Consider the following 26839-nt stretch of genomic DNA (forward strand, 5'->3'; position numbering starts at 1 on the left):
ATGCCTGCGCCGCAGGTGCTTCTTTGATTCGCGGGCCGGCTCGTATAAGGTTGCTTTTTTTGCCTCCCGGGAGCTGGCCATGCGTCTCAGCGCGCTTTATCGATACCCCTTGAAGTCCGGCAAGGGTGAGTCCCTGCAACAGGTCGCGCTGGACAGGCTGGGGCTGGAGGGAGATCGACGCTGGATGCTGGTCGATGAACCCAGCGGACGCTTCCTGACCCAGCGCGCGGTCCCGCACATGAGCCAGCTGTCGGCGCTGTGGAACGCCGACGGTGGGCTGACCCTCAGCGCTCCCGGCTATCCAGCCCTCGATGTGCCACTGCCTGGTGCGGATGCGCCGTTACGTGGCGTGACCATCTGGCGCGACACCCTGCGCGTGCCGGATGCCGGCGAGGCGGCCCATGCCTGGCTGAGCGAGTTCATCGGCAAGCCGACCCGCCTGGTACAGGTGCCCCTGGAGCGCGCGCGCACCACTCAGGCCGGTTACGGCAAGGATGACGATCAGGTGGCCTTTGCCGACGGTTTTCCGTTGTTGCTGATTGGCGAGTCTTCCCGGGAAGACCTGTCCAGTCGCGTCGGCCGTCCCTTGGAGATGCTGCGTTTTCGTCCCAACCTGGTGATCGAAGGCTTCCCGGCATTCGCCGAAGACGGCTGGAAGCGCATTCGCATCGGCGATATCGAGTTTCGGGTGGTCAAGCCTTGTGCGCGTTGCATCCTCACCACCATCGATCCGCAGACCGGAGAGCGCAGCGCCGACCGTGAACCGCTGGCCACGCTGCAGCAGTACCGGGCGCAAGAAGGTGGGGCGATGTTCGGGCAGAACCTGGTGAACGATGGCATTGGCCGGCTGGAAGTCGGCATGCCGGTCACTGTGCTGGAATAGCCAGCGGCGCTGCAACGAAAAATGCCCGTATCGTCAGATACGGGCATTTTTTATGACCAGCAATCAGTCCCCGGGGGAAGGATCAGCCGCGGTATTCGCACAGGTAGGCGGTGTCGACGGCGACCTTCAGCTGGAACTTGCTGTTGGCCGGTACGTTGAACTGGCTGCCGGCGGCGAAGGTTTCCCAGTCGTTGCTGTCAGGCAGCTTGACGGTCAGGGCACCGGAAACCACGTGCATGATTTCCCGTTGGGCGGTGCCGAACTCGTATTCGCCCGGAGCCATGACGCCGATGGTGGCTGGACCTTCGGCCGTGCCGAAGGCAATCGACTTGACGGTGCCGTCGAAGTACTCGTTGACTTTAAACATGGGCGATTCCTCAAAAAAGGGGTCAAAAAGGCCGGCCAGTATGCACAAGGCCTTCAGATGCGTCACCTGTTGCGCAGACGGATCAGCCGGGAAGAATCAGGGGCAATAAACGCGCCGTATTGCGGGCATCTTCCAGGGCGCGATGCTGCTGGCCGGTGAACTGCAGCCCGGCGAGTTGCAGCGCGCCGTTCAGGCCCAGCGGCCGTTCGAGGCGACGCGCCTTGGCGAAGCGTTGCTTGAGGTTCATGTGCGGCAGTTGGGCGAGGGCGCTGTGCAGTTGCGAGCGTTGCCACTCCTGCAGCAGCTGCTTGCGATCGTAGTCGCCCCAGCTGGCCCAGCCTTCCAGGCGCGCATGGTGCTGGCCCAGCCAGCGTTCGAACAGCGGCCAGACCTCGCTCAACGGCTGGGCGCCGTCGATCTGGGCCTGGCTGATGCGGGTCAGTTCACGGCAGAACGGCGTCAGCATCGGCCGCCGCAGCGGGCGCACGAAGCGCTGGAAATGGTCCAGTTCACGCCCTTCGCGGTTCACCAGGGTGGCGCCGATCTCGATGATTTCCATATCGGTCACCGGCCAGCCTCCTTCGTCCGTGGTGGCTTCCAGATCAATTACCAACCAGTGAGGCATCACAGGCTCCAGCTTCAACATCCCGATGAGGCTTGAGCGTAGCCAAACCCGACGCCTGCGCCTAGCGGCTTATTCCACCTCCAGCAGAACCTGGCGGTTTTTCACCTGATCGCCGAGGTTGACCTGCAGCCGCTTGATCACGCCATCGATCCCGGCCTTCAGCGGATGCTCCATCTTCATGGCCTCCAGCACCAGCAGCAGCTGGCCCTTGCTGACGGTCGCGCCCTCGCTGACCAGTACGTCGACGATGGCGCCGTCCATGGGCGCCTTGAGCATGCCGCTGTGGGCGCCGGCCTGGCTGGCGACCGGTGCGTGGCTCAGGTCTTGAAGGTGCAGGCTGCCGGGACGGGTAAACAGCCAGAGCTGCCCGGCTTCCAGGGTATAGGCGTAGTGGCGGCGGATACCGTCGATGGTCGCGCAGGCCCAGCGGCCATCCGCTTCCAGCAGCTGTACCTCGAAGCTTTCGTCGGCGTGTTGAATCTGCAGCGTCCCGGCTTGCTGGTTATTCAGTTCAAGGTTCCACACGGCTTCACCCGAGCCCAGGCGATAGTGCAGCGGCACACTGGCGTTGTTGCGCCAGCCGGCCAGCGCCGCGCCGTGGCGTTGGGCCGCGTGCTGATACAGCAGCGCCGCGGCCAGGGCCAGTTCGGCGCCGCTTGGCGGCTGGGGATGCAGACTTGGGTCGTCGGCGAAATGTTCGGCGATAAAGGCAGTGCTGAATTCGCCGCTGACAAAACCGGGATGGCGCAGCAGGTTCGCCAGCAGTTTCTGGTTGCTTGCCACACCCGTCAGCACCGTGTCTTCGACCGCGCGCAGCAGCTTGCGGCGCGCCTCTTCGCGGGTGGCGCCATGTGCGATGAGCTTGCCCAGCATCGGGTCATAGAACGGGCTGACGCTCTGGCCTTCCAGCAGGCCATGGTCGATGCGCACATCGGTGCCCAGCGCCGGCTCCCAGCGCCGTACCTGCCCGGTTTGCGGCAGGAAATCCTGCGCCGGGTCCTCGGCATACAGCCGCACTTCGATGGCATGGCCCTTGAGTTCGACCTGTTCCTGGAGCAGTGGCAGCGGTTGACCGGCCGCCACCTGCAGCTGCAGGGCCACCAGGTCCAGGCCGGTGATCATTTCGGTGACCGGGTGTTCGACCTGCAGCCGGGTGTTCATTTCCAGAAAATAGAATTGCCCCCGCGCATCGAGGAGAAACTCCACGGTGCCGGCGCCGACATAGTTCACCGCGCGGCCCGCCTTGAGGGCGGCTTCGCCCATGGCCTGGCGCAGTTCGGCGGTCATCACCGGGCAGGGCGCTTCTTCGACGACTTTCTGATGACGGCGCTGGATCGAGCAGTCGCGTTCGCCGAGGTAGATCAACTGGCCGTGGCGGTCGCCGAACACCTGGATTTCCACATGCCGCGGTTCGATCAGCGCCTGTTCCAGAATCAACTCGTCGCTGCCAAAGGCGTGCAGCGCCTCAGAGCGAGCGGTGCGCACCTGTGCCAGCAGTTCATTGGCGTGCTGAACGAAGCGCATGCCGCGTCCGCCGCCACCGGCGCTGGCCTTGATCATCAGCGGGTAGCCGATGCGTTCGGCTTCCTGTTGCAGGGTCGTATCGTCCTGTTCCGCGCCCTGATAACCGGCGATGCAGGGCACGCCCGCCGCGAGCATCGCCAGCTTGGACAGGCGCTTGCTGCCCATCAGTTCGATGGCCTCGGCGCTGGGGCCGATAAAGGTGATGCCGGCCGCCTCGCAGGCGCGGGCGAATTCGGCGTTCTCCGACAGAAAGCCGTAGCCGGGATGCAGCGCATCGGCGCCCGTGCGCAAGGCTGCATTGAGGATTGCCTGGCTGTTCAGGTAGGACTGCTGCACCGCTGCCGGGCCGATGCGCACCGCCTCGTCGGCCATCCGCACATGCAGCGCATTGGCGTCGGCGTCGCTGAACACCGCCACGGTGCGATAACCCAGGGCTTGCGCGGTGCGCTGGATGCGGCAGGCGATTTCGCCACGGTTGGCGATCAGGATTTTGCTGAAGGCGGGCATGGGGTGGTTTCCTGAGATCGGTGGTGTTTGGTCGGGCGTTTCGCGAGCAAGCTCGCTCCTACAAGGAGTAGGCAGGTCACGGACCTGTAGGAGCGAGCTTGCTCGCGATTGGGCTCATGACGCCCACGCCGGTTTGCGTTTCTGCACGAAGGCCATGGTCCCCTCGATGCCTTCGGCACCAGTGACGGCGGCGGCGAACTGCTCCGCCGCGCGATCGAGCAGGGGCGCCAGCGGTTCTTCAGCGCTGGCCAGCAACAGGGCCTTGGTCGCGGCATTGGCTTCGGGCGCGCAGCACAACACATGGGCCAGTACCTCATCGAGGCGTTCGGCCAGGGCCTGTGGACTGTTTTCGACAAAATGCACCAGGCCCAGCCGCTTGGCTTCGTGGCCATCAAAGCGCGCGGCGGTCAGCGCCAGCCGGCGGGCCTGGGTCAGGCCGATGCGCTTGACCACGAACGGAGCGATTTGCGCCGGCAACAGGCCGAGGCTGGTTTCCGGCATGCCGAACTGCGCCTGATGATCGGCGATGGCGATATCGCTGACACAGGCCAGGCCGAAACCGCCGCCCAGCACCGCGCCTTGCAGCAGCACGATCAGCACCTGCGGGCTGTGCTGGGCTTCTTCGAGCAGCGTGCCAAACGCCCGGTTCAGTTCCTGATAGGCGCTGGCGCCCTGGGCGCGGGCACTGGCCATGTCTTTCAGGTCGCCGCCGGCGCAGAAGTGCCCGCCGGCGCCTCTCAGCACCAGGGCGCGAATGTCGCGGTCATCGCGTACCGCCGCCAGCACCGCGCGCAGTTCGGCGACCATTTGCAGGCTCATGGCGTTGCGGCTGTCCGGGCGATCGAGGGTGATGTGCAGGACGCCGCCGCGGGGCGCCAGCAGCAGGGTTTCGCAGGCGGGCAGGCGGCTCATTTTCTTTTTCCCGGCAGGATGCCCATGAGTTTGCAGATGATGCCCAGCATGATTTCGTCGGCGCCGCCGCCGATCGACACCAGGCGCACGTCGCGGTAGGCGCGGGCCACCGGGTTGTCCCACATGAAGCCCATGCCGCCCCAGTATTGCAGGCAGCTGTCGCTGACTTCGCGGCCCAGGCGCCCGGCCTTGAGCTTGGCCATGGACGCCAGGCGAGTGACGTCCTGGCCCCGCACGTATTGCTCGGTGGCCTGGTACACCAGGGCCCGCAGGCATTCGATTTCGGTGGACAGCTCGGCCAGGCGGAAGTGGATCACCTGGTTGTCGATCAGCGCACTGCCGAAGGTCTGGCGCTCCTTGCAGTACTCGATGGTGCTGTCGACGCAATACTCAAGGCCCTTGATCATGTTGGCCGCGCCGAACAGCCGCTCTTCCTGGAATTGCAGCATCTGCATCATGAAGCCGGCGCCTTCGTGGCCGATGCGGTAACGCTGGGGCACGCGCACGTTGTCGAAAAACACCTGGGCGGTTTCCGAGCTGCGCATGCCGAGCTTGTCCAGGTGCGGGCTGAGACTGATGCCGGGGCTGTTCATCGGCACCATGATCAGCGACTTGTTGACGTGGGGCTTGTCGTCCGAGGTGTTGGCCAGCAGGCAGATGAAGTCGGCGCTGGGGGAGTTGGTGATCCACATCTTGCTGCCGTTGATCACATAGTCGTCGCCGTCCTTGCGCGCCGTGGTCTTGAGCCCGGCCACGTCGGAGCCGGCACCGACTTCGGAGACGCCGATGCAGCCGACCATTTCCCCGCTGATGGCCGGGCGCAGGAATTCCTCGCGCAGCTCGTCGGAGCCGAAGCGCGCCAGGGCCGGGGTGCACATGTCGGTCTGCACGCCGATGGCCATCGGGATGCCGCCGCAATGAATGGTGCCGAACTCTTCGGCGGCGACTATCGAATAGCTGTAGTCCAGGCCCATGCCGCCGAACTTCTCCGGCTTGGAGATGCCCAGCAGGCCCAGCTCGCCGGCCTTGCGGAAAATCTCGTGGATCGGAAAGCGCCCGGCCTTTTCCCACTCGTCGACGTACGGGTTGATCTCGCGCTCGACAAAGTTGTGCACCGTGCGCCGCAGTTCTTCATGTTCCTGGGTGAAGATCATTTTTATTGTTCTCCTCAAGTTGAGTGACGCAATCCCTGAACCTTGTGACTCCTGTAACCGCTGCCGCAGGCCGAAAACACTGCCGTTGCGGAACTGCTCGCTGTCCCTGTAGCCGCTGCCGAAGGCTGCGATAAGGCCCGAAGGGCCTTCGAGGGCTTCAAGAGCACGTCCTCTTCGGGGCCGATCGCAGCCTACGGCAGCGGCTACATCAGAACCGTGCGACACCGAAGCTATTGGGGTGTAGCTGACGCACCTGCGCCTCATGGCAGATATCCAGCAGATAACCCAGCAGGGTGCGGGTATCCCGTGGGTCGATCAGCCCGTCGTCCCACAGGTTGGCGCTGCCATACAAGGCGGTGGACTGGCTGTCGAGTTTCTGCGCGGTGACCTGTTCCAGCATATCCAGCATCTGCGGATCGGCCGCCTGGCCCTGCTTGGCGTGCTTGGCCTCGGTGACGATGCGCAGCACCTTGCCGGCCTGGGCGCCGCCCATCACCGCGGTGCGGCTGTTGGGCCAGGCGAAGATGAAGCGCGGGTCCAGGCCGCGGCCGCACATGGCGTAGTTGCCGGCGCCGTAGGAGCCGCCGACCACGATCGTCAGCTTCGGCACCCGGGCATTGGCCACCGCCTGGATCAGCTTGGAACCGTGCTTGATCACGCCTTGCTGCTCCGACTCGGTGCCGACCATGAAACCGGTGGTGTTGTGGAAAAACAGCAGCGGGGTGCCGCTCTGGTCGCACAACTGAATGAACTGCGCGGCCTTGCTCGCGCCTTTCGGGGTGATCGGTCCGTTATTGCCGATAAAGCCGCAAGGGCGCCCCTGGATCTGCAAATGGCCGCAGAGGGTCTGCTGGTCGAACTCGCCCTTGAATTCGAGGAAGTTCGAGCCGTCGGCGATGCGCGCGACGATTTCCCGGGCGTCATAAGGCTTTTTCGGGTCGTCGGGAATCAGCCCCAGCAGTTCGTCGATCGGGTACAGCGGTTCCGCGTAGGCGCGGGTCGGCTGCAGCGGCAGCCGGGCATTCCACGGCAGGGCGTCGAGAATCTCGCGCACGATGCGCACGCCGTCGCCGTCGTTTTCCGCCAGGTATTCGGCGGTGCCGGCCACCTGCGCATGCATCTCGGCGCCGCCCAGTTCTTCGTCGGTGGCCACCTCGCCAGTGGCAGCCTTGAGCAGGGGCGGCCCGGCAAGAAACAGCTTGGCCTTGCCGCGCACCACCACCACGTAATCCGACAGCCCCGGCTGGTAGGCGCCGCCGGCGGTGGCCGAGCCGTGCACCACGGTGATCTGTGGCAAGCCCATGGCCGAGATGCGCGCCTGGTTGGCGAAGCTGCGCGCGCCTTCGACGAAGATCTCCGCCGCGTAATTGAGGTTGGCGCCGCCGCTCTCGGCCAGGGTCACCACCGGCAGTTTGTTTTCCATGGCGATCTGTTGCAGGCGCAGGGATTTTTTCAGGCCGCTGGGGGAGATGGTGCCGCCCTTGATCGCACTGTTGTTGGCCACCACCAGCACCCGCACGCCACTGACATAACCGATGCCGGCGATCAGCCCGCCACCGGCCTGGCTGCCGTCCTTGTCGTCGTGCAGCTTGTAGCCGGCCAGGCTCGCCAGTTCGAGAAAGGGCGCGCCGGGGTCCAGCAGCAGGTTGAGGCGTTCGCGGGGCAGCAGTTGCCCGCGCTTTTCGAATTTCGCCTTGGCCTCGGCAGCCTTGGCCAGCAGGTTCTGTTCCAGTTGGCGGATCTGCGCCAGGCCGGCCAGCATCGCTTCGCGGTTCTGCAGGAACTGCGGGCTGTGAGGGTCGAGTTGGGAATGGATGACCGGCATGGCTTACTCCTGATCCTTGAGCACGTCGGGCAGATAAGCGCGGTGGAAGCCGTTGTAGGACTGGCTATGGGAGGCCTTGTGCAGCGGCCAGGCGCGGCTGCCGAGGCTGGCGGCGCCGTCGATGCGCAAGGTGCTGCCGCTGATGAAGGCCGCCGCCGGGCTGAGCAGGAAGACGATGGCGGCGCTGACTTCCGACTCGGTGCCGATGCGCTTGAGCGGCACGTGTTCGCGCAGGGTCGGGATCAGCGCCTTGAACGCGCCTTCGTAGGTGTCCATGCCGCTGGAGGCGATCCAGCCCGGCGCCACGGCATTGACCCGCACCCCGGCATGGCCCCATTCGAATGCGGCGGTCTTGGTGAAGTTGTCCATCCCCGAACGGGCGGCGCCGGAATGGCCCATGCCGGGCATGCCACCCCACATGTCGGCGAGCATGTTGACGATGCTGCCGCCGTGCTTGCTCATGGACTGGTTGAAGACTTCCCGGGCCATGAGAAAACCGCCCACCAGGTTGGTGCGCAGCACGGTTTCAAAACCTTTCTGATTGATCGAGGCCAGGGGCGAGGGGTATTGCCCGCCGGCGTTGTTGACCAGGCCATGCAGCGGCCCGTGCTCACGGATCAGTTCACTGACCAGGGCCTTGACCGCCTCCTCGTCGCGGATATCGCAGGCATGCCCGCTGGCCTGGCCGCCGTCTTCGGCAATCTCCGTGGCCACCTTGTGCAGCTTGTCCGCCTTGCGCCCCACCAGCAGTACACGGGCGCCAAGGGCTGCCAGTTCGTGGGCGGTGCAGCGCCCGATGCCGCTGCCGCCGCCGGTGACGATGATGGTCTGGCCGGCGAACAGGTCGGGTTTGAAAATCGAGTCATAACCCACGATAGGTGTCCTCTAATTAACGGCGTCAGCGATGCTCTGCGGCACCGGGATCTGGATTTCCAGCAACTGCTGGGCAAAGGCCTTGCCTTGCGGGTCGATGCGCAGACTGGCGACACCGCCGCCACCGAGGGCGTTTTCCAGCAGGAAATTCAGGCTATGGCTGCCCGGCAGGTACCAGCGCTGGACCCGGCCATGGATCGGGTCCAGCACATGGCTCATCCAGTCCACCACGACTGCGGGGGTCAAGGCTTCGGCGATCCACGGCAGGTATTCGGGCGCGCGGGCCATGACCCCGATATTGCTGTGGTTGCCCTTGTCTCCGGAGCGCGCCACCGCCAGCTTGACCAGCGCCACGCTGGCATCGGCGCGGCCCACGGGGCTGGCCACGGCATGGGGCGCTGGCAGGGCACTGGAGTCGAGGCTGTCGAGCTCGGGCAACTCGACCCGGTGGCGCTGGCCGGCCATCTCGACTTCCAGGGTGCAGGCGCTTTTGTCGATCAGGAACGAGAACAGACGGATCAGCGGATAGACCGTGGGCCGGCCGCCGACGATGCCGGTCAGGCCCGGGGCCATGCCCGTGGCGGCCTGGGCGATCTCCCGGGAAAACAGCACCAGCGCGCGCTTGTCCGGGTGGCGCACGGCGAGCTTGATCACCACTTCGCGGCTGTCCTGGCGCTGGCCGTGAGGGCCGTAGGTGGCTTCGCTGCCGAGCAGTTCGATATTGACTTCGCTGTAAGGCGCCCAGCCGCGCTGGGCGAACATTTCCGCGGTCTTGTCGATGATCGCCTGGCTGACCCGGCGCGCCTTGGCCACTGCGTCGATACCGGCGATCAGGCAACTGGCGGTGCAACGGAAACCGTCCGGGTAGGTGGCGCTGACCTTGTACTGGCCGGTCGGCGGCAGGCCCTTGGCGCCGTGCACGCTGACCGCATTCTTGCCCTGTTGGCGCAGCTTGACCTGGGTGAAGTCGCAGACCACGTCGGGCAGCAGATAGGCCCGAGGGTCGCCGATCTCATATAGCAGTTGTTCGCCGACGGTCAGCGGCGTGACCAGGCCGCCCGAACCTTCGGGCTTGCTGACCACGAACTGGCCGTCGGCGCCGACCTCGACTATGGGAAAACCGATGTGTTCGTAGTCCGGCACGTCGCGCCAGTCGGTGAAGTTGCCGCCGGTGCACTGTGCGCCGCATTCGATGATGTGCCCGGCGAGGGCGGCCTGGGCCAGCTTGTCGTAGTCGTGCCAGGACCAGCCGAACTCATGCACCAGCGCGGCGCTGACCACCGCGCTGTCAACCCCGCGGCCGGTGATGACAATGTCGGCGCCGAGCTTCAGGGCTTCGACTATTCCCGGGGCGCCGAGGTAGGCGTTGGTGGACACGCACATGGGTGGCAGCGGCGCGCCGCTGAACATTTCATGAATGCCGCTGCCGCTCAGTTGCTTGAAGCGCGGTTGCAGGTCGTCGCCCAGTAGCACGGCGATCTTCAGGGCCACGCCGGCCTGGTCGCAGGCCGCTTGCAGGGCCGCGGCGCAGGCCTGTGGGTTGACCCCGCCGGCATTGCTGATGACCCGGATGTTTTGCCGGGCGATCTCGCCCAGCAGCGGGCTCAAGACCTCGACAAAGTCCGTGGCGTAGCCGGCAGTGGGATCCTTCATCCGGGCGCCGGCCATGATCGACATAGTGATCTCGGCCAGGTAGTCGAACACCAGGTAATCCAGGCGGCCGCCCTGCACCAGTTGCGCGGCGGCGCTCGAGGTGTCGCCCCAGAAGGCACTGGCGCAGCCGATGCGGAGGGTCTTGGTCATGGCAGGGGGCTCTCGATAAAAGACTCGATAAAAGACGCGATGACAGAACTGCATCGAGACTACCAAGCAAGCGCTTGGTTTGTAAACGTCGGAAATATCTTCTTCCCAAGCGCTTGCTTGGTCGTCCCCACGGGCTTAAATTGCGCGCGCAAGCTCCCTGTTTCAGCGGGCTGCGCCGCATAACGATCGAGCGAATGTAGGAGAGAGGCCGTGGACGAGCAAAAAGCCTTGCTGGTGATGCGCCAGCTGGTCGCCAACGGGCAACTGACCGATCCGGACAGCGCCCGCGGCAAGCTGCTGCAAACCGCGGCTCACCTGTTTCGCAACAAAGGCTACGAACGCACCACGGTGCGCGACCTGGCCAGCGCGGTGGGCATCCAGTCCGGCAGCATCTTTCATCACTTCAAGAGCAAGGACGACATCCTGCGCGCGGTGATGGAGGAAACCATCCACTACAACACCGCCCTGATGCGCGCCGAACTGGCCGAAGCCGGCAGCGTGCGCGAGCGGGTGCTGGCGCTGATCCGCTGCGAGCTGCAATCGATCATGGGCGGCAGCGGCGAGGCCATGGCGGTGCTGGTCTACGAATGGCGCTCGTTGTCGGCGCAAGGCCAGGCCGACGTCCTGGCCCTGCGCGACATTTATGAGCAGATCTGGCTGCAGGTGCTGGGCGAGGCCAAGGAGGCCGGCTTTATCAAGGGCGATGTGTTCATTACCCGGCGTTTTCTCACCGGGGCGCTGTCCTGGACCACCACCTGGTTTCGCGCCGAGGGCAGCCTGACCCTCGAACAACTGGCCGAGGAAGCGCTGACCCTGGTGCTCAACGAGCCCTAAGCGCAAGTAATTAATTACTCAGTGGAAAGTTGTCGAAGCGAGGGAAACCGCCTAGCTTTAATGGCACTCCCCTGTTTCTTTTCTTGAGGTACGTTACCTGATGTCTTCGCCAATGCGGACGGCTTTGCGAATGCTTGTGTGGGGCCTGGCCACCCTGACGGTTTTCCCGGTCTGTGCTGCACAGTTGGTACGGGTGGGGGCGGCGCACTTTCCTCCTTATACCGTGCGGCCCGAGCAGGGCGCCGATACCGGTTTGCTGCCGCAACTGGTGGAGGCCTTGAACGTACTGCAAAGTGATTATCAATTCGTACTGGTGCCGACCTCGATTCCCCGGCGTTTTCGCGATTTCGAGCAAGGCCGCGTCGACATGGCGATTTTCGAGAACCCGGCCTGGGGCTGGCAGGACATTCCCCACACCAGCGTCGACATGGGCCTGGAAGATGCCGAGATCTTCACCGCCCAGCGCGAGCCCGGCCGCGGCCAGGAATATTTCGCCGACCTCAAGGGCAAGCGCCTGGCCCTGTTCAGCGGTTACCACTACGCGTTCGCCAACTTCAATGCCGACCCCAAGTACCTGGCCGACACCTACAACGCGACCCTGACCTACTCCCATGACAGCAACCTGCTGATGGTGCTGCGCGGTCGTGCCGACATTGCGCTGGTGACCCGTTCCTACCTCAGTGATTTCCTCTCGCACAATGCCGACACGGCGCAGCAGTTGTTCGCGTCCGAGCGGATCGATCAGGTCTACCACCACTACGCCCTGATTCGCCCCATGGCGCCGATCACGGGCGAAGACTTCGCCAAGTTGCTGGGGCGCCTGCGCGACAGCGGTGAAATGCTGAAGATCTTCGATCCCTACCGCATTGTGGTCATGCCCCCGGCCAAGTGAAGCCGGCCTGCCTAAATTTCTCTCTGCGGCTCACGTCACTTGGTTGAACACCGATGACGCTGAGTCCGTGCCATGTCCTCTCTCGATACGCTGTCCGCTGTGGCCGTTGCCGATACCTGCCGTTGCGTCGCCGATGCCGCTGGCCTGCAACCGCTGCGGCTCGCCGGCATTGAAACCAGCGGTGCCAGCCGTGGGCCTGGCGCGCCGCTGCCACCGCCGGGCAGCGAGGTGCTGCAAGCCTTGCGTGGGCAAGACGGATGGCGTGAGGAGTGGATGGCCGGCTGGTTGTCGACCCTGGTGCATTCGTTATGCCTCGACCACGGGCCGAGCGAGCGGCTGGTCGAGGACGCTGGCCACAGGCTCGAGCAGCAGGAGCGTTGCCTGCATTGTGGAAGGGCCTTCGATTTTTCGCACAAGCGCGCCGCCCTGCTGATTCTGGCGCAGGGGCGTGGTGTCGAACGGCATCAGGGGGTCGAGAAGATCGGGCGGGAGCGTTCCTGTTCGCGGTAGCGCCGTGGCGGACGGTGGCTATCGCGATCAGGTGCGGGAGTAGCGGGCAGCGCGGATCAGTGGCGGGCGTAGGTGTCGGCGCGGCTACCCGAGACTTTGCGGCAGTGCACCAGTGCATCGCGAATCATGAAATTCACCAGGGTCGGCGAGACCCCGAGCTCCTTGGCGATGTCCTTTTGCGGCACGCCATGCAGGCGATACATCTCGAACGCATAGCGGGTGCGGCTCGGCAGTTCCGTCAGCGCATCGGCAATGTGTTCCAGGGTCGAGAAATTGATGTGTGAGGTTTCCGGCGACGCTCCCTGCACGACCACATTCAAGCCCTCTTCTTCAGTGCCCGAATACTTCTGCTCCAGCGCCTGCTTGCGATAGTGGTCGATCGCCAGGTTGCGCACGATCTGGAACAGGTAGCTCAACTGCGCCTTGAACGACGAGGTGATCTGCGGCGCCGATTGCAGCCGGAAGAAAGCGTCCTGCACCACGTCTTCGGCGCGGGAGCGGCAGCCGGTAATGCGCGCCGCGATTTTGACCAGGATCAGGCGGTTGTCGACAAAGGCCTGGAGTAGCGGTGAATCGCACCTGCTTGTGGATACTTGTTCCGTCATGGAAATCACCTTGCTGCAAAAGGGTTAGTAGGACGACAGAAATTTCAGATTCGTCTTACACATCGAGCGACAAATTATGTTGAATGATAATGATTGTCAATTGAGAAAGAGAATTAATGATCCTCTTTGGTGCGCAGTGAGAACTGCGGCTCGTTGTCGCACTTTGTGAAGGTGTTCGAGGGGTGGGTGGGGACTAATTATTTCAAGACGCCATCCGTTCTCATTGGAGAAAGGCTACGGGTGGAACATCCCGCCACAGCAGTCTCCAGATGCCCCGTTCCGAGGGCAGGGGCCTTTATTTTTCAAAGGTTTATGTAACGGTCGCGGCCTTGGTCCGCGGCTCTACGTGCAAGCACAATCCGCGCAGGAAACCCCATGATGGACGCGTTCGAACTCCCCAGCACTCTGGCTCAAGCCCTTCAACGCCGGGCGGCTCAGACCCCCGATCAAGTGGCCTTGCGCTTTCTTGCCGAAGAGCAGGATCAGAGCGTGGTCCTCAGTTATCGCGACCTGGATCTGCGCGCCCGGACCATCGCCGCGGCGCTGCAGGCCAATGCCGGTCTGGGCGATCGCGCGGTGCTGCTGTTCCCCAGCGGCCCGGACTATGTCGCGGCGTTTTTCGCCTGCCTGTATGCCGGGGTCATCGCGGTGCCGGCCTATCCGCCGGAGTCGAGCCGACGCCATCACCAGGAGCGGCTGATCTCGATCATCGCCGACGCTGAGCCGCGGCTGCTGCTGACCAGCAGCGGGCTGCGCGATTCCCTGGCGCAGATGGACGAGCTACAAGGCGCCGACGCGCCGCAGCTGCTCTGCGTGGACACCCTGGAGGCGAGCCTGGCCGAAGTCTGGACGGCCACCGAACTGCGCGGCGACGACATCGCCTTCCTGCAATACACCTCGGGTTCCACCGCCTTGCCCAAGGGCGTGCAAGTCAGCCACGGCAACCTGGTGGCCAACGAACTGCTGATCCGCCGCGGCTTCGGCATCGACCTCAACCCCGACGACGTGATCGTCAGCTGGCTGCCGCTGTACCACGACATGGGCCTGATCGGCGGCCTGCTGCAACCGATCTTCAGCGGTGTGCCCTGCGTATTGATGTCGCCGGCCTACTTCCTCGGCCGGCCGTTGCGCTGGCTGGAGGCGATCAGCGAATACGGCGGCACCATCAGCGGCGGCCCGGACTTCGCCTACCGCCTGTGCAGCGAGCGGGTCAGCGAGTCGGCCCTGGAGCGCCTGGACCTCAGTCGCTGGCGCGTGGCCTATTCCGGGTCCGAGCCGATCCGCCTGGACACCCTGGAGCGCTTCGCCGAGAAGTTCGCCGCCTGCGGTTTCACCCCGAACAACTTCTTTGCCTCTTATGGCCTGGCCGAAGCCACCCTGTTTGTCGCCGGCGGCACCCGTGGCCAGGGCATCCCGGCCCTGCGCCTGGACGAGCAGGCCCTGGCGCAGAACCGCGCCGAGCCGGGCACCGGCAACGCCATGATGAGCTGCGGCACCAGTCAGCCCGAGCACGCCGTGCTGATCGTCGAGCCGCACACCCTGGTCGAGCTGGAAGACAATCTGGTCGGCGAAGTCTGGGCCGCCGGCCCGAGCATCGCCCATGGTTACTGGCGCAACCCCGAGGCGTCGGCCAAGACCTTCGTTCAGCACGCCGGCCAGACCTGGCTGCGCACCGGCGACTTGGGTTTCATGCGCGGTGGCGAGCTGTTCATTACCGGTCGCTTGAAAGACATGCTGATCGTGCGTGGCCACAACCTTTATCCACAGGACATCGAGCAGACCATCGAGCGTGAGGTCGAGGTGGTGCGCAAGGGCCGGGTCGCGGCGTTCGCCGTCACCGAACAGGGCGAGGAAGGCATTGGTATCGCCGCGGAAATCAGCCGCAGCGTGCAGAAGATCCTCACGCCGGAGGCGCTGATCAAGCTGATTCGCCAGACCGTGGCCGAGGCCTATCAGCAAGCGCCGAGCGTGGTGGTCCTGCTTAACCCCGGCGCGTTGCCCAAGACCTCCAGCGGCAAGCTGCAACGTTCGGCCTGCCGCAACCGCCTGGCCGATGGCAGCCTCGACAGTTATGCCCAGTTTCCTAGTCGCCAGGCGGCGATCGACGAGGCCAGCGGCGAAGCGAGCAGCGAACTGCAAGAGCTGATCGGCCGCATCTGGCGCGAACAGCTGCACGTCGAGCAAGTGGCGAGCGACGATCACTTTTTCCTGCTGGGCGGCAACTCCATCGCCGCGACCCAGGTCGTCGCGCGCCTGCGTGAAGAACTCGGCCTGGAGCTGAACCTGCGCCTGCTGTTCGAGGCGCCGACCCTCGGCGCTTTCGCCGCGCAGGTCGCGCAATTGCAACAGGACGGCGGCCTGGCCCAGGGCGCGATCAATGCCTTGTCGCGTGCCGAGGCGCTGCCTCAGTCCCTGGCGCAGAATCGCCTGTGGATCACCTGGCAGCTCGACCCGCACAGCAGCGCCTACAACATTCCCGGCGGCCTGCGCCTGCGCGGCGAGCTGGACGAAGACGCCCTGCGCGCCAGCTTCCAGCAACTGATCGAGCGTCATGAATCCCTGCGCACGCGCTTTTTCGAGCGCGACGGCCAGGCGCTGCAACAGGTCGAAGCCGCCGGCGAATTCAACCTGCAGGTGATCGACCTCAGCGACCTGCCGCTGGCCGAGCGCGAGGCGCGGGCGCAACAGATCCGCGAGGAGGAAGCCCGTACCCAGTTCGACCTGGAACAAGGCCCGCTGCTCTGGGTGACCCTGGTGCGCCTCGACGACGAAGAGCACCAACTGCTGGTGACCCTGCACCACATCATCGCCGACGGCTGGTCGCTGAATGTTCTGATCGACGAGTTCTCGCGCCTGTATGCCGCCGCCGTGCAAGGCCAGGCGGCGAGCCTGGCGCCGTTGCCGCTGCAATACGCCGACTACGGCAGCTGGCAGCGCCAGTGGCTGGCCCAGGGCGAAGGCGAGCGGCAACTGGCCTACTGGAAACAGCAGTTGGGCGATGAGCACCCAAGCCTGAGCCTGGCCACCGATCACCCGCGCTCGGCGCAGCGGCAACACAGCGCCGCGCGTCACAGCCTGCGCCTGGGAGCGAGCCTGAGCGACGCCATTCGCCAGACCGCCCAGGCCCATGAATCGACACCTTTCATGCTGTTGCTCACAGCGTTCCAGAGCCTGCTGCATCGCTACAGCGGCCAGCGCGACATCCGCATCGGCGTGCCCAACGCCAACCGTCCGCGCCTGGAAACCCAGGGCCTGATCGGCTTTTTCATCAACACCCTGGTGCTGCGCGCCGAGGTGGATGGTCGCCTGCCATTTAGCGCGTTGCTGGCGCAGACCCGCCAGGCCGCGCTGGAAGCCCAGGCCCATCAGGACCTGCCGTTCGAGCAACTGCTCGAAGCCTTCCCCCAGGCCCGCGAACAGGGTCTGTTCCAGGTCATGTTCAACCACCAGCAGCGTGACCTCGGCGCCCTGCGCCGGTTGCCCGGGCTGCTGGCCGAAGAGCTGCCGTGGCACAGCCGCGAGGCCAAGTTCGACCTGCAACTGCACAGTGAAGAAGACCGCAACGGCCGCCTGAGCCTGTCCTTCGACTACGCCGCCGAGCTGTTCGAGGCCGCGACCATCGAGCGCCTGGCCGAGCATTTCGTCAGCCTGTTGCGCGAGGCCTGCGAGCGTCCGCAGACCGCCATCGCCGACCTGCCGTTGCTCAACCCTTGCGAGCAGGCGCAGCAGCAACAGTGGAGCGAGGCCCCTTGCGCGGCGGCCAGCCAATGGCTGCCCGAGCTGCTCGACGCACAACTGCAACAGACCCCGGAACGCACCGCGCTGGTGTGGCAGGGCGGTGAGCTGAGCTTCGCCGAGCTGCACGCCCAGGCCAACCGCCTGGCCCATTACCTGCGTGACAAAGGGGTCGGCCCGGATGTCTGCGTGGCCATCGCCGCCGAGCGTTCGCCGCAGCTGTTGATCGGCCTGCTGGCGATCGTCAAGGCCGGCGGCGCCTATGTGCCGCTGGACCCGGACTACCCGGCCGAGCGCCTGGCCTACATGCTGGCCGACAGTGGCGTCGAGCTGCTGCTGACCCAGATCCAGCTGCTCGAGCGTCTGCCCCAGGCCGAGGGTGTCAGTGCCATCGCCATGGACAGCCTCAAGCTCGACAGCTGGCCGAGCCATGCGCCGGGTCTGCACCTGCACGGCGACAACCTGGCGTATGTGATCTACACCTCCGGTTCCACCGGCCAGCCCAAGGGCGTGGGCAACACCCACGCGGCCCTGAGCGAACGCTTGCAGTGGATGCAGAATACCTACCGCCTGGACGCCAGCGATGTGCTGATGCAAAAGGCGCCGATCAGCTTCGACGTGTCGGTGTGGGAATGCTTCTGGCCGCTGATCACCGGCTGCCGCCTGCTGCTGGCCGCGCCGGGCGAACACCGCGACCCGCATCGCATCGCCCAGTTGGTGCAGCAATACGGCGTGACCACGCTGCACTTCGTGCCGCCGCTGTTGCAGCTGTTCGTCGATGAGCCGCTGAGCGCCGAATGCAGCAGCCTGCGCTGGCTGTTCTCCGGTGGCGAAGCCTTGCCGGCCGAATTGCGCGACCGGGTGCTGGAGCAACTGCCGAACGTCCAGTTGCACAACCGTTATGGCCCGACCGAAACCGCGATCAACGTCACCCACTGGCATTGCCGCCGCAGCGATGGCGAGCGCTCGCCCATCGGCCGGCCGCTGGGCAATGTGATCTGCCGGGTGCTGGACGCCGACCTCAACCCGGTGCCGGCCGGCGTGCCGGGCGAGCTGTGCATTGCCGGGATCGGCCTGGCCCGTGGTTACCTCGGGCGGCCGGGGCTGAGCGCGGAACGTTTTGTTGTCGACCCGCTGGGCACCGATGGCGCGCGCCTGTACCGCACCGGCGACCGTGTGCGCTGGGCGGCCGATGGTGCGCTGGAATACCTCGGGCGCCTCGATCAGCAGGTCAAGCTGCGCGGCTTTCGGGTCGAGCCCCAGGAAGTCGAAGCGCGCTTGCTGGCCCAGGAGGGCGTGGCCCAGGCCGCGGTACTGGTACGCGAGACCGCGGCCGGTGCACAGCTGATCGGTTATTACACCGCCACTGCGGATGTGGAAGATGAGGAGGTGCAGATCGCGCGCCTGAAAACCGCCCTGGCCAGCGAGTTGCCGGAGTACATGGTGCCGGCGCAACTGATGCTTCTTTCGGCCATGCCGCTGAGCCCGAGCGGCAAGCTCGACCGCCGCGCCTTGCCGGAGCCGCAATGGCAGGTGCGTGAACACGTCGAGCCGGTCACCGAACTGCAACAACAGATCGCGGCGATCTGGCGCGAGGTGCTGGGGCAGCAGCGCATTGGCTTGCGCGATGACTTCTTTGCCCTGGGCGGCCACTCGCTGCTGGCCACGCAGATCATTTCCCGGACCCGCCAGGCCTGCGACGTCGAGTTGCCGCTGCGGGCCTTGTTCGAAGCCAGCGAGCTGGGCGACTTCGCCGAGCAGGTGCGGCTGATCCAGGCATCCGGCAAGCGCAACCAGCAGCCGCCGATCGCCAAGGTCGACCGCAGCGCGCCTGTGCCGCTGTCCTATTCCCAGCAGCGCATGTGGTTCCTCTGGCAGATGGAGCCGGACAGCCCGGCCTACAACGTCGGCGGCATGGCGCGTTTCAAGGGCGTGCTGGATGTCGGGCGTTTCGAGGCGGCGCTGCAGGCGCTGATCCTGCGTCACGAAACCCTGCGTACCACTTTCCCTAGTGTCGACGGCGTGGCCCGGCAACGGGTGCACGCTGAAACCGGCGTGCGCATGGCCTGGAAGGACTTCTCCAGCCTGGATGCAGCAGCCCGCGAACAGCGCCTGCAACAGCTGGCCGACAGCGAGGCGCACCAGCCGTTCGACCTGGAAACCGGTCCGCTGCTGCGTGCCTGCCTGGTCAAGGCGGCGGAGCATGAGCACTACTTCGTGCTGACCCTGCACCACATCGTCACCGAAGGCTGGGCGATGGACATCTTCGCCCGTGAGCTGAGCGCGTTGTACGAAGCCTTTATCGACGACCGCGACTCGCCGCTGGAACCGCTGCCGGTGCAGTACCTGGACTACAGCGTCTGGCAGCGCCAGTGGCTGGAGTCCGGCGAGCGTCAGCGCCAGCTGGATTACTGGACCACGCAACTGGGCAACGAACACCCGCTGCTGGAACTGCCGGGCGACCGTCCGCGGCCGCCGGTGCAAAGCCACCAGGGCGAGCTGTACCGCTTCGACCTCAGCGACGAGCTGGCGGCACGGGTGCGCCGCTTCAACGCGGAACACGGCCTGACCCTGTTCATGACCATGACCGCCACTTTGGCCGTGCTGCTCTATCGCTACAGCGGCCAGACCGACCTGCGCATCGGCGCGCCGGTGGCCAACCGCATCCGTCCGGAAAGCGAAGGGCTGATCGGCGCCTTCCTCAACACCCAGGTACTGCGTTGCCAGCTCGACGGGCAGATGAGCGTCGGCGAGCTGTTCGAGCAGGTGCGGCACACCGTGATCGAAGGCCAGTCCCATCAGGACCTGCCGTTCGACCACCTGGTGGAAGCCCTGCAACCGCCGCGCAGCGCCGCCTACAACCCGTTGTTCCAGGTGATGTGCAACGTCCAGCGCTGGGAGTTCCAGCAGAGCCGCAGCCTGGCCGGGATGACAGTCGAATACCTGGCCAACGATGCGCGGGCCACCAAGTTCGACCTCAACCTGGAAGTCACCGACCTCGATCATCGCCTGGGTTGCTGCCTGACCTACAGCACCGACCTGTTCGACGAGCCGCGCATCGCGCGCATGGCGGCGCACTGGCGCAACCTGCTGGAGGCCTTGATCGAGAGCCCCGAGCAGCGCCTGAGCGAATTGCCGCTGCTGGATCGCGCCGAGCAACAGCAACTGCTGGACAGCCTGGGCGTCGAGCCCGGCGAACATCGCCTGGACCAGTGCATCCATCACCTGTTCAGCGAGCAGGCGCTGCTGCGCCCGGACGCGCCGGCCCTGACGTTCGCCGGGCAGACCCTGAGCTACGCCGAGCTCGACAGCCGCGCCAACCGCCTGGCCTGGATGCTCCGTGAACGTGGCGTCGGCCCGCAGGTGCGGGTCGGCCTGGCCCTGGAGCGTTCGCTGGAAATGGTCATCGGCCTGTTGGCGATCCTCAAGGCCGGCGGCGCCTACGTGCCGCTGGACCCGGAATACCCGCTGGACCGCCTGCACTACATGATCGAAGACAGTGGCATCGGCCTGCTGCTCAGCGACGCGGCGATGTTCCAGGCCCTGGGCCAGCTGCCGCCGAGCGTGGCGCGCTGGTGCCTGGAAGAGGACGGCGCGCAACTGGCCAACTACCCGGCCGGCGAGCTGCCCTTTATCAGCCTGCCGCAGCACCAGGCGTACCTGATCTACACCTCCGGTTCCACCGGCAAGCCCAAGGGCGTGATGGTGTCCCATGGCGAGATCGCCATGCACTGCCGCGCGGTGATCGAGCGCTTCGGCATGCGCCCGGACGACTGCGAGCTGCACTTCTATTCCATCAACTTCGACGCCGCCACCGAGCGTCTGCTGGTGCCGCTGCTCAGTGGCGCCCAGGTGGTGCTGCGGGCGCAAGGGCAGTGGGACACCGAAGATATCTGCCAGCTGATCCGCCAGCACCGCATCAACATCCTCGGTTTCACCCCGAGCTACGGCAGCCAGCTGGCGCAGTGGCTGGCGACCCAGGGCGAAACCCTGCCGGTGCGCATGTGCATCACCGGCGGCGAAGCGCTGACCGGCGAGCACCTGAACCGCATTCGCGCGGCGTTCAAGCCGAGCCTGTTCTTCAACGCCTACGGCCCCACCGAAACCGTGGTCATGCCTTTGGCCAGCCTGGCGCCGGAGCAACTGGAGGAGGGCGCCGGCAGCGTGCCAATCGGCACGGTGGTCGGTGAGCGCGTGGCCTATATCCTCGACGCCGATCTGGCCCTGGTGCCGCAAGGCGCCACCGGCGAGTTGTATGTCGGCGGGGCCGGCCTGGCCCAGGGTTACCACCAGCGTCCGGGTATGAGCGCCGAGCGCTTTGTGGCCGACCCGTTCAGCACTCATGGCGGGCGTCTGTATCGCACCGGCGACCTGGTGCGCCAGTGCGCCGACGGTCAGGTGGAATACATCGGCCGGGTCGACCATCAGGTGAAGATTCGCGGCTTCCGCATCGAGCTGGGGGAAATCGAAAACCGCCTGCTGGAACATGAGGCGGTGCGCGAAGCGGTGGTGCTGGCCCTGGACATGCCGGGCGGCAAACAGCTGGCCGGCTATCTGGTGACCGATGTCGCCGAACAGAGTGACGAGCAGCAAGCTGCCTTGCGCGAGGCGATCAAGGCCCAGCTTAAAATCCATCTGCCGGATTACATGGTGCCCACCCATCTGGTCCTGCTGGCGAGCATGCCGCTGACCGCCAACGGCAAGCTCGACCGCCGTGCCTTGCCGGCACCGGACCTGGAACTCAACCGCCAGCAGTACGTGGCGCCGAGCAACGAGCTGGAGCAAACCCTGGCCCAGGTCTGGTGCGACGTGCTGAACCTGCCGCAGGTCGGCCTGCACGACAACTTCTTCGAACTGGGTGGCGACTCGATCCTGTCGATCCAGGTGGTCAGCCGCGCCCGCCAGCTGGGCATTCATTTCAGCCCGCGCGACCTGTTCCAGCATCAGACCGTGCAGACCCTGGCCGCGGTGGCCAGCCGCAGCGAGCAGATTGTTGCCGAGCAAGGCTTGCTCAGCGGCGGGTCGGGCCTGACGCCGATCCAGCATTGGTTCTTCGACAGCGAGATCCCCGAGCGTCAGCACTGGAACCAGGCGCTGCTACTGGCGCCGACCCAGGCACTCGATGGGCAGTTGCTGGAACAGGCGCTGCAAGCGGTGCTGGCCCAGCATGACGCCCTGCGCCTGCGCTTTACCCAGGTCGATGGCCAATGGCAGGCGATGCATCAACCGTTGTCCGAAGCGCCGCTGCTGGTGCAGATGCATGTGGCGTCTATGGATCAATGTGTTGCGCTGTTCGCCGAGGCCCAGCGCAGCCTCGACCTGAGCAACGGACCGCTGTTGCGCGCGCTGCTGGTGGACGGTCCGCAGGAACAGCAACGCCTGTTTATCGCCATCCACCACCTGGTGGTCGACGGCGTGTCCTGGCGGGTGCTGCTGGAGGATCTGCAAAACCTCTACCGCCAGCTTGAAGCTCAGCAGACGCCGCGCCTGCCGGCGAAAACCAGCGCCTTGCGCGATTGGGCGTCACGCCTGCAGGCCTATGCCGGCAGCGAGTCGCTGCGCGAAGAGTTGAGCTGGTGGCAGGACCAACTGGCTGGCCCGGCGGCGATGCTGCCGGTGCAACACGCTGAGGGCGGGCGGCAGAACAAGCATGCCCGGACCGTCAGCGTGAAACTGGATGCCGAGCGCACCCGGCAGTTGCTGCAACAGGCGCCGAGCGCCTACCGCACCCAGGTCAACGACCTGCTGCTGACGGCCCTGGCCCGCGTACTCTGCCGTTGGACCGGCGAGGCTTCGGCGCTGATCCAGCTCGAAGGCCACGGCCGCGAAACCCTGTTCGACGAGATCGACCTGACCCGCACGGTCGGCTGGTTCACCAGCGCTTACCCGCTGCGCCTGACCCCGCTGGCTATAGAGGAAGCGGCCGGGCAGGGCGCCTCGATCAAGGCGATCAAGGAACAGCTGCGCGCCGTACCGCACAAAGGCCTGGGTTATGGCGTGCTGCGCTACCTGGCCGACGCGGCGATCCAGCAAGGCATGGCGGCCTTGCCGAAGGCGCCGATCACCTTCAACTACCTGGGCCAGTTCGACCAGAGCTTTGCCAGCGACGCGCTGTTCCGTCCGCTGGACGAGCCGGTGGGCGCCGCCCATTCACCGGAAGCGCCGCTGCCCAACGAGCTGAGCGTCGACAGCCAGGTCTACGCCGGTGAGCTGGTGCTGCGCTGGACCTTCAGCGGCGAGCGTTTCGACCCGCAGACCATCGACGAGCTGGCCCAGGCCTACCTCGGCGAACTGCACTGCCTGATCGCCCATTGCCTGGAGGACGATGCCGGCGGCCTGACGCCGTCGGACTTCCCCCTGGCGCGCCTGACCCAGGCGCAGCTGGACGCGCTGCCAGTAGCAGCCGGGGTCATCGAAGACGTCTACCCGCTGACCCCGATGCAAGAGGGCATGCTGCTGCACACCCTGCTGGAGCCGGGTACCGGCCTGTACTACATGCAGGACCGCTACCGCATCAACAGCGAGCTGGACCCTGCGCGTTTCGCCCAGGCCTGGCAGGCGGTGGTGGCTCGTCACGAAGCCCTGCGCGCGTCCTTCTGCTGGAACGTCGGCGAAGACATGCTGCAAGTTATCCACAAGCCGGGCGGCACGCCGATCGAGTTTCTGGACTGGAGTTTAGTGGCCGAAGCCGAGCAGGAGCCGAAGTTGCAGGCGCTGCTGAAAAGCGAACGCGAGGCCGGTTTCGATCTGCTCGAGCAGGCGCCGTTCCACCTGCGGCTGATCCGCGTGGGGGCCGCGCGCTACTGGTTCATGATGAGCAACCACCACATCCTGATCGATGCCTGGTGCCGTTCGCTGTTGATGAACGACTTCTTCGAGATCTACACCGCCTTGGGCGAAGGTCGCGAAGCCCAGCTCAGCGTGCCGCCACGCTACCGCGATTACATCGGCTGGCTGCAACGCCAGAGCCTGGCCGAGGCGCGCCAGTGGTGGAAAAACAACCTGCAAGGCTTCGAGCGCACCACGCCGATTCCGAGCGACCGGCCGTTCCTGCGTGAGCACGCCGGCGACAGCGGCGGCATGATCGTCGGTGACTGCTACACCCGGCTCGATGCCCGCGACGGCGCGCAACTGCGCGAGTTGGCGCAGCAGCATCAACTGACCGTCAACACCTTCGCCCAGGCGGCCTGGGCCCTGGTCCTGCGGCGCCTGAGCGGTGAGCGTGACGTGCTGTTCGGCGTCACCGTGGCTGGGCGCCCGGTGGAAATGCCGGAGATGCAGCGCACCGTCGGCCTGTTCATCAACAGCATCGCGCTGCGGGTGCAGTTGCCGGAAGACGGTCAGCGCCTGAGCGTGCGTCAATGGCTGGGCGGCCTGCTGGAACGCAACATGGAGCTGCGCGAGTACGAGTACCTGCCGCTGGTGGCGATCCAGGAGAACAGCGAACTGCCCAAGGGCCAGCCGCTGTTCGACAGCCTGTTCGTGTTCGAGAACGCGCCGGTGGAAGTCTCGGTGCTGGACCGCGCGCAAAGCCTGAACGCCACCTCGGATTCCGGCCGCACCCACACCAACTTCCCGCTGACCGCGGTGTGCTACCCGGGGGATGACCTGGGGCTGCACCTGTCCTACGACCAGCGCTACTTCGAGCAAGCGACCATCGAGCGCATGCTCGGCGAATTCAAGCGCCTGCTGCTGGCGCTGGTGCAGGGCTTCCATGGCGACATGGCCGAGCTGCCGCTGCTGGGCGCAGAAGAACAGGACTTCCTGCTCGCCGGCTGCAACCAGAGCGAACATGAGTACCCGCTGGAGCGCAGCTACGTCGAACTGTTCGAAGCGCAGGTGGCGGCCCATCCGCAACGCATCGCCGCCAGTTGCCAGGAGCTGCAATACAGCTACGCCGAACTGAACCAGCGCAGTAACCGCCTGGGCCACGCCCTGATCGCCAACGGCGTGGGCCTGGACCAGCCGGTGGCCCTGTTGGCCGAGCGCAGCCTGGACCTGCTGGGCATGATCATCGGCAGCTTCAAGGCCGGCGCCGGCTACCTGCCGCTGGACCCGGGCCTGCCGAGCCAGCGCCTGGGGCGGATCATCGAGCTGAGCCGCACGCCGTTGCTGGTGTGCACCGCGGCCTGCCAGGCACAGGCGCAAGCCTTGCTGGACGAATTCGCCTGCGCCAACCGACCCCGTTTGTTGGTCTGGGAAGAGGTGCAAGCGGCCGATCATTCGCTGGACAACCCAGGCATTTACAGCGGCCCGGACAACCTGGCCTATGTGATCTACACCTCGGGCTCCACCGGCCTGCCGAAGGGCGTGATGGTCGAGCAGCGCGGCATGCTCAACAACCAGCTGAGCAAGGTGCCGTACCTGCAATTGAGCGAAGCCGATGTGATCGCCCAGACCGCGTCGCAGAGCTTCGACATTTCGGTCTGGCAGTTCCTCGCCGCGCCGCTGTTCGGCGCGCGGGTGGACATCGTGCCGAACGCCATCGCCCATGACCCGCAAGGTTTGCTGGCCCATGTACAGGCGCAGCGCATCAGCGTGCTGGAAAGCGTGCCGTCGCTGATCCAGGGCATGCTCGCCCAGGAGTCCATCCACCTTGATGGCCTGCGCTGGATGCTGCCCACCGGCGAGGCGATGCCGCCGGAGCTGGCGCATCAATGGTTGCTGCGTTACCCGCAGATCGGCCTGGTCAACGCCTATGGTCCGGCCGAGTGCTCGGATGACGTGGCCTTCTACCGCGTCGACATGGCCTCGACCCGTGGCAGCTACCTGCCGATCGGTACGCCGACCGACAACAACCGCCTGTACCTGATGGATGGCGCGCTGGACCTGGTGCCGCTGGGCGCGGTGGGCGAGTTGTGCGTCGCCGGTACCGGGGTCGGCCGTGGTTATGTCAGCGATCCGCTGCGCACCGCGCAGGTGTTCGTGCCCCATCCGTTCGGTGCCCCGGGCGAACGTCTGTACCGCACCGGCGACCTGGCCCGCCGCCGCGCCGATGGCGTGCTGGAATACGTCGGGCGCATCGACCACCAGGTGAAGATCCGTGGCTACCGCATCGAGCTGGGGGAAATCGAAGCCCGCCTGCACGAACAACCGGAAGTCCGCGACGCGGCGGTCGGCGTGCAGGAAGGCGTCAACGGCAAGCATCTGGTGGGCTATCTGGTGGCCAGCGACTCGGCGCTGAACCCGACGGAACGCCTGGAGCGCATCAAGCAACGCCTGCGCGCCGAGCTGCCGGAATACATGGTGCCGCTGCACTGGTTGTGGCTGGAACGCCTGCCGCTCAACGCCAACGGCAAGCTCGACCGCAAGGCCCTGCCGGCCCTGGAGATCGGCCAGCTGCACAGCCAGGACTACCTGGCGCCACGCAGCGAGCTGGAGCAGACCCTGGCCGCTATCTGGGCCGAGGTGCTCAAGGTCGAACGGGTCGGGGTCCGGGACAACTTCTTCGAACTGGGCGGGCATTCGCTGCTGGCCACGCAGATCGCCTCGCGGGTGCAGAAGACCCTGCAACGCAACGTGCCGCTGCGGGCGATGTTCGAGTGCAGCACAGTGGAGGAACTGGCGCAGTACATCGACAGCCTGGCGAGCAGTGAAATCAGCGAGGAGAAAGTCGATCGCCTGAGCGATCTGATGGCGGAGCTGGAGGGGCTGTAATCCAGCACTTGTCAGTGCTGGCCCTATCGCGAGCAAGCTCGCTCCTACAGAAGGCGATATGTCCCATGTAGGAGCGAGCTTGCTCGCGAAAAACCTCCAGGCTTGCACGGCCCTTAGGACTTGTCCGATTGAC

Annotated in this window: 14 protein-coding genes; 5 read left to right on the top strand and 9 right to left on the bottom strand. The window is 65.6% G+C overall.

The features are described from left to right. Positions 1-79: 79 nt before the first annotated feature. Positions 80-883: an MOSC domain-containing protein gene (locus NRG23_RS29140; RefSeq protein ID WP_009050085.1), complete on the top strand. Its 804-nt coding sequence runs from the start codon at positions 80-82 to the stop codon at positions 881-883. Between the two features lie 82 nt (positions 884-965). Here the strand turns inward: NRG23_RS29140 and NRG23_RS29145 are convergent, their stop codons facing one another. From NRG23_RS29145 to NRG23_RS29180, 8 genes are all read right to left on the bottom strand, one after another. Beyond that, on the bottom strand, positions 966-1250 hold the full coding sequence (locus NRG23_RS29145; protein ID WP_007930001.1) for a pyrimidine/purine nucleoside phosphorylase: 285 nt from the start codon (positions 1248-1250) through the stop codon (positions 966-968). Positions 1251-1332: 82 nt separating this feature from the next. Beyond that, positions 1333-1875 carry an exonuclease domain-containing protein gene (locus NRG23_RS29150; protein WP_009050084.1) on the bottom strand — a complete coding sequence of 181 codons (543 nt, stop codon included), beginning with the start codon at positions 1873-1875 and terminating at the stop codon, positions 1333-1335. 69 nt (positions 1876-1944) lie between these two features. Next, entirely contained in the window at positions 1945-3906 is a 1962-nt protein-coding gene (locus tag NRG23_RS29155) for an acetyl/propionyl/methylcrotonyl-CoA carboxylase subunit alpha (protein ID WP_257373110.1), read from the bottom strand. A 114-nt stretch (positions 3907-4020) separates the two neighbouring features. Further along, on the bottom strand, positions 4021-4818 hold the full coding sequence (locus NRG23_RS29160) for an enoyl-CoA hydratase/isomerase family protein (protein ID WP_028683045.1): 798 nt from the start codon (positions 4816-4818) through the stop codon (positions 4021-4023). Further along, a complete protein-coding gene (gene atuD, locus NRG23_RS29165; protein WP_009050081.1) occupies positions 4815-5972 on the bottom strand; it encodes a citronellyl-CoA dehydrogenase in 1158 nt (385 codons plus the stop codon). The genes NRG23_RS29160 and atuD overlap by 4 nt, the downstream gene beginning before the upstream one ends. A 208-nt stretch (positions 5973-6180) precedes the next feature. Beyond that, positions 6181-7797, bottom strand: a complete 1617-nt coding sequence (atuC, locus tag NRG23_RS29170; protein ID WP_257373111.1) for a geranyl-CoA carboxylase subunit beta — start codon at positions 7795-7797, stop codon at positions 6181-6183. 3 nt (positions 7798-7800) lie between these two features. After that, a complete protein-coding gene (locus NRG23_RS29175; protein ID WP_016704299.1) occupies positions 7801-8670 on the bottom strand; it encodes an SDR family oxidoreductase in 870 nt (289 codons plus the stop codon). 12 nt (positions 8671-8682) lie between these two features. Continuing rightward, positions 8683-10473 (bottom strand): acyclic terpene utilization AtuA family protein, encoded by a 1791-nt coding sequence (locus tag NRG23_RS29180; protein WP_009050078.1) that lies wholly within the window; start codon positions 10471-10473, stop codon positions 8683-8685. 210 nt (positions 10474-10683) lie between these two features. Between NRG23_RS29180 and NRG23_RS29185 the strand changes: the two genes are divergently transcribed. From NRG23_RS29185 to NRG23_RS29195, 3 genes are all read left to right on the top strand, one after another. Next, on the top strand, positions 10684-11307 hold the full coding sequence (locus tag NRG23_RS29185) for a TetR/AcrR family transcriptional regulator (RefSeq protein WP_009050077.1): 624 nt from the start codon (positions 10684-10686) through the stop codon (positions 11305-11307). A 100-nt stretch (positions 11308-11407) separates the two neighbouring features. Continuing rightward, positions 11408-12199, top strand: a complete 792-nt coding sequence (locus NRG23_RS29190; protein ID WP_110175678.1) for an ABC transporter substrate-binding protein — start codon at positions 11408-11410, stop codon at positions 12197-12199. 72 nt (positions 12200-12271) lie between these two features. Then, positions 12272-12709, top strand: a complete 438-nt coding sequence (locus NRG23_RS29195) for a hypothetical protein (RefSeq protein WP_009050075.1) — start codon at positions 12272-12274, stop codon at positions 12707-12709. Between the two features lie 56 nt (positions 12710-12765). Here the strand turns inward: NRG23_RS29195 and NRG23_RS29200 are convergent, their stop codons facing one another. After that, the gene (locus tag NRG23_RS29200; protein ID WP_009050074.1) at positions 12766-13314 is read right to left on the bottom strand and encodes an RNA polymerase factor sigma-70; all 549 of its coding nucleotides are present in this window, start codon (positions 13312-13314) and stop codon (positions 12766-12768) included. Between the two features lie 375 nt (positions 13315-13689). On the opposite strand from NRG23_RS29200, the gene NRG23_RS29205 reads away from it, so the two are divergent. Further along, entirely contained in the window at positions 13690-26706 is a 13017-nt protein-coding gene (locus NRG23_RS29205; RefSeq protein ID WP_257373112.1) for a non-ribosomal peptide synthetase, read from the top strand. The last annotated feature ends 133 nt before the right edge of the window (positions 26707-26839 follow it).

Source organism: Pseudomonas sp. T8 (assembly GCF_024610635.1).
Classification (GTDB): Bacteria; Pseudomonadota; Gammaproteobacteria; order Pseudomonadales; family Pseudomonadaceae; genus Aquipseudomonas; species Aquipseudomonas chlororaphis_I.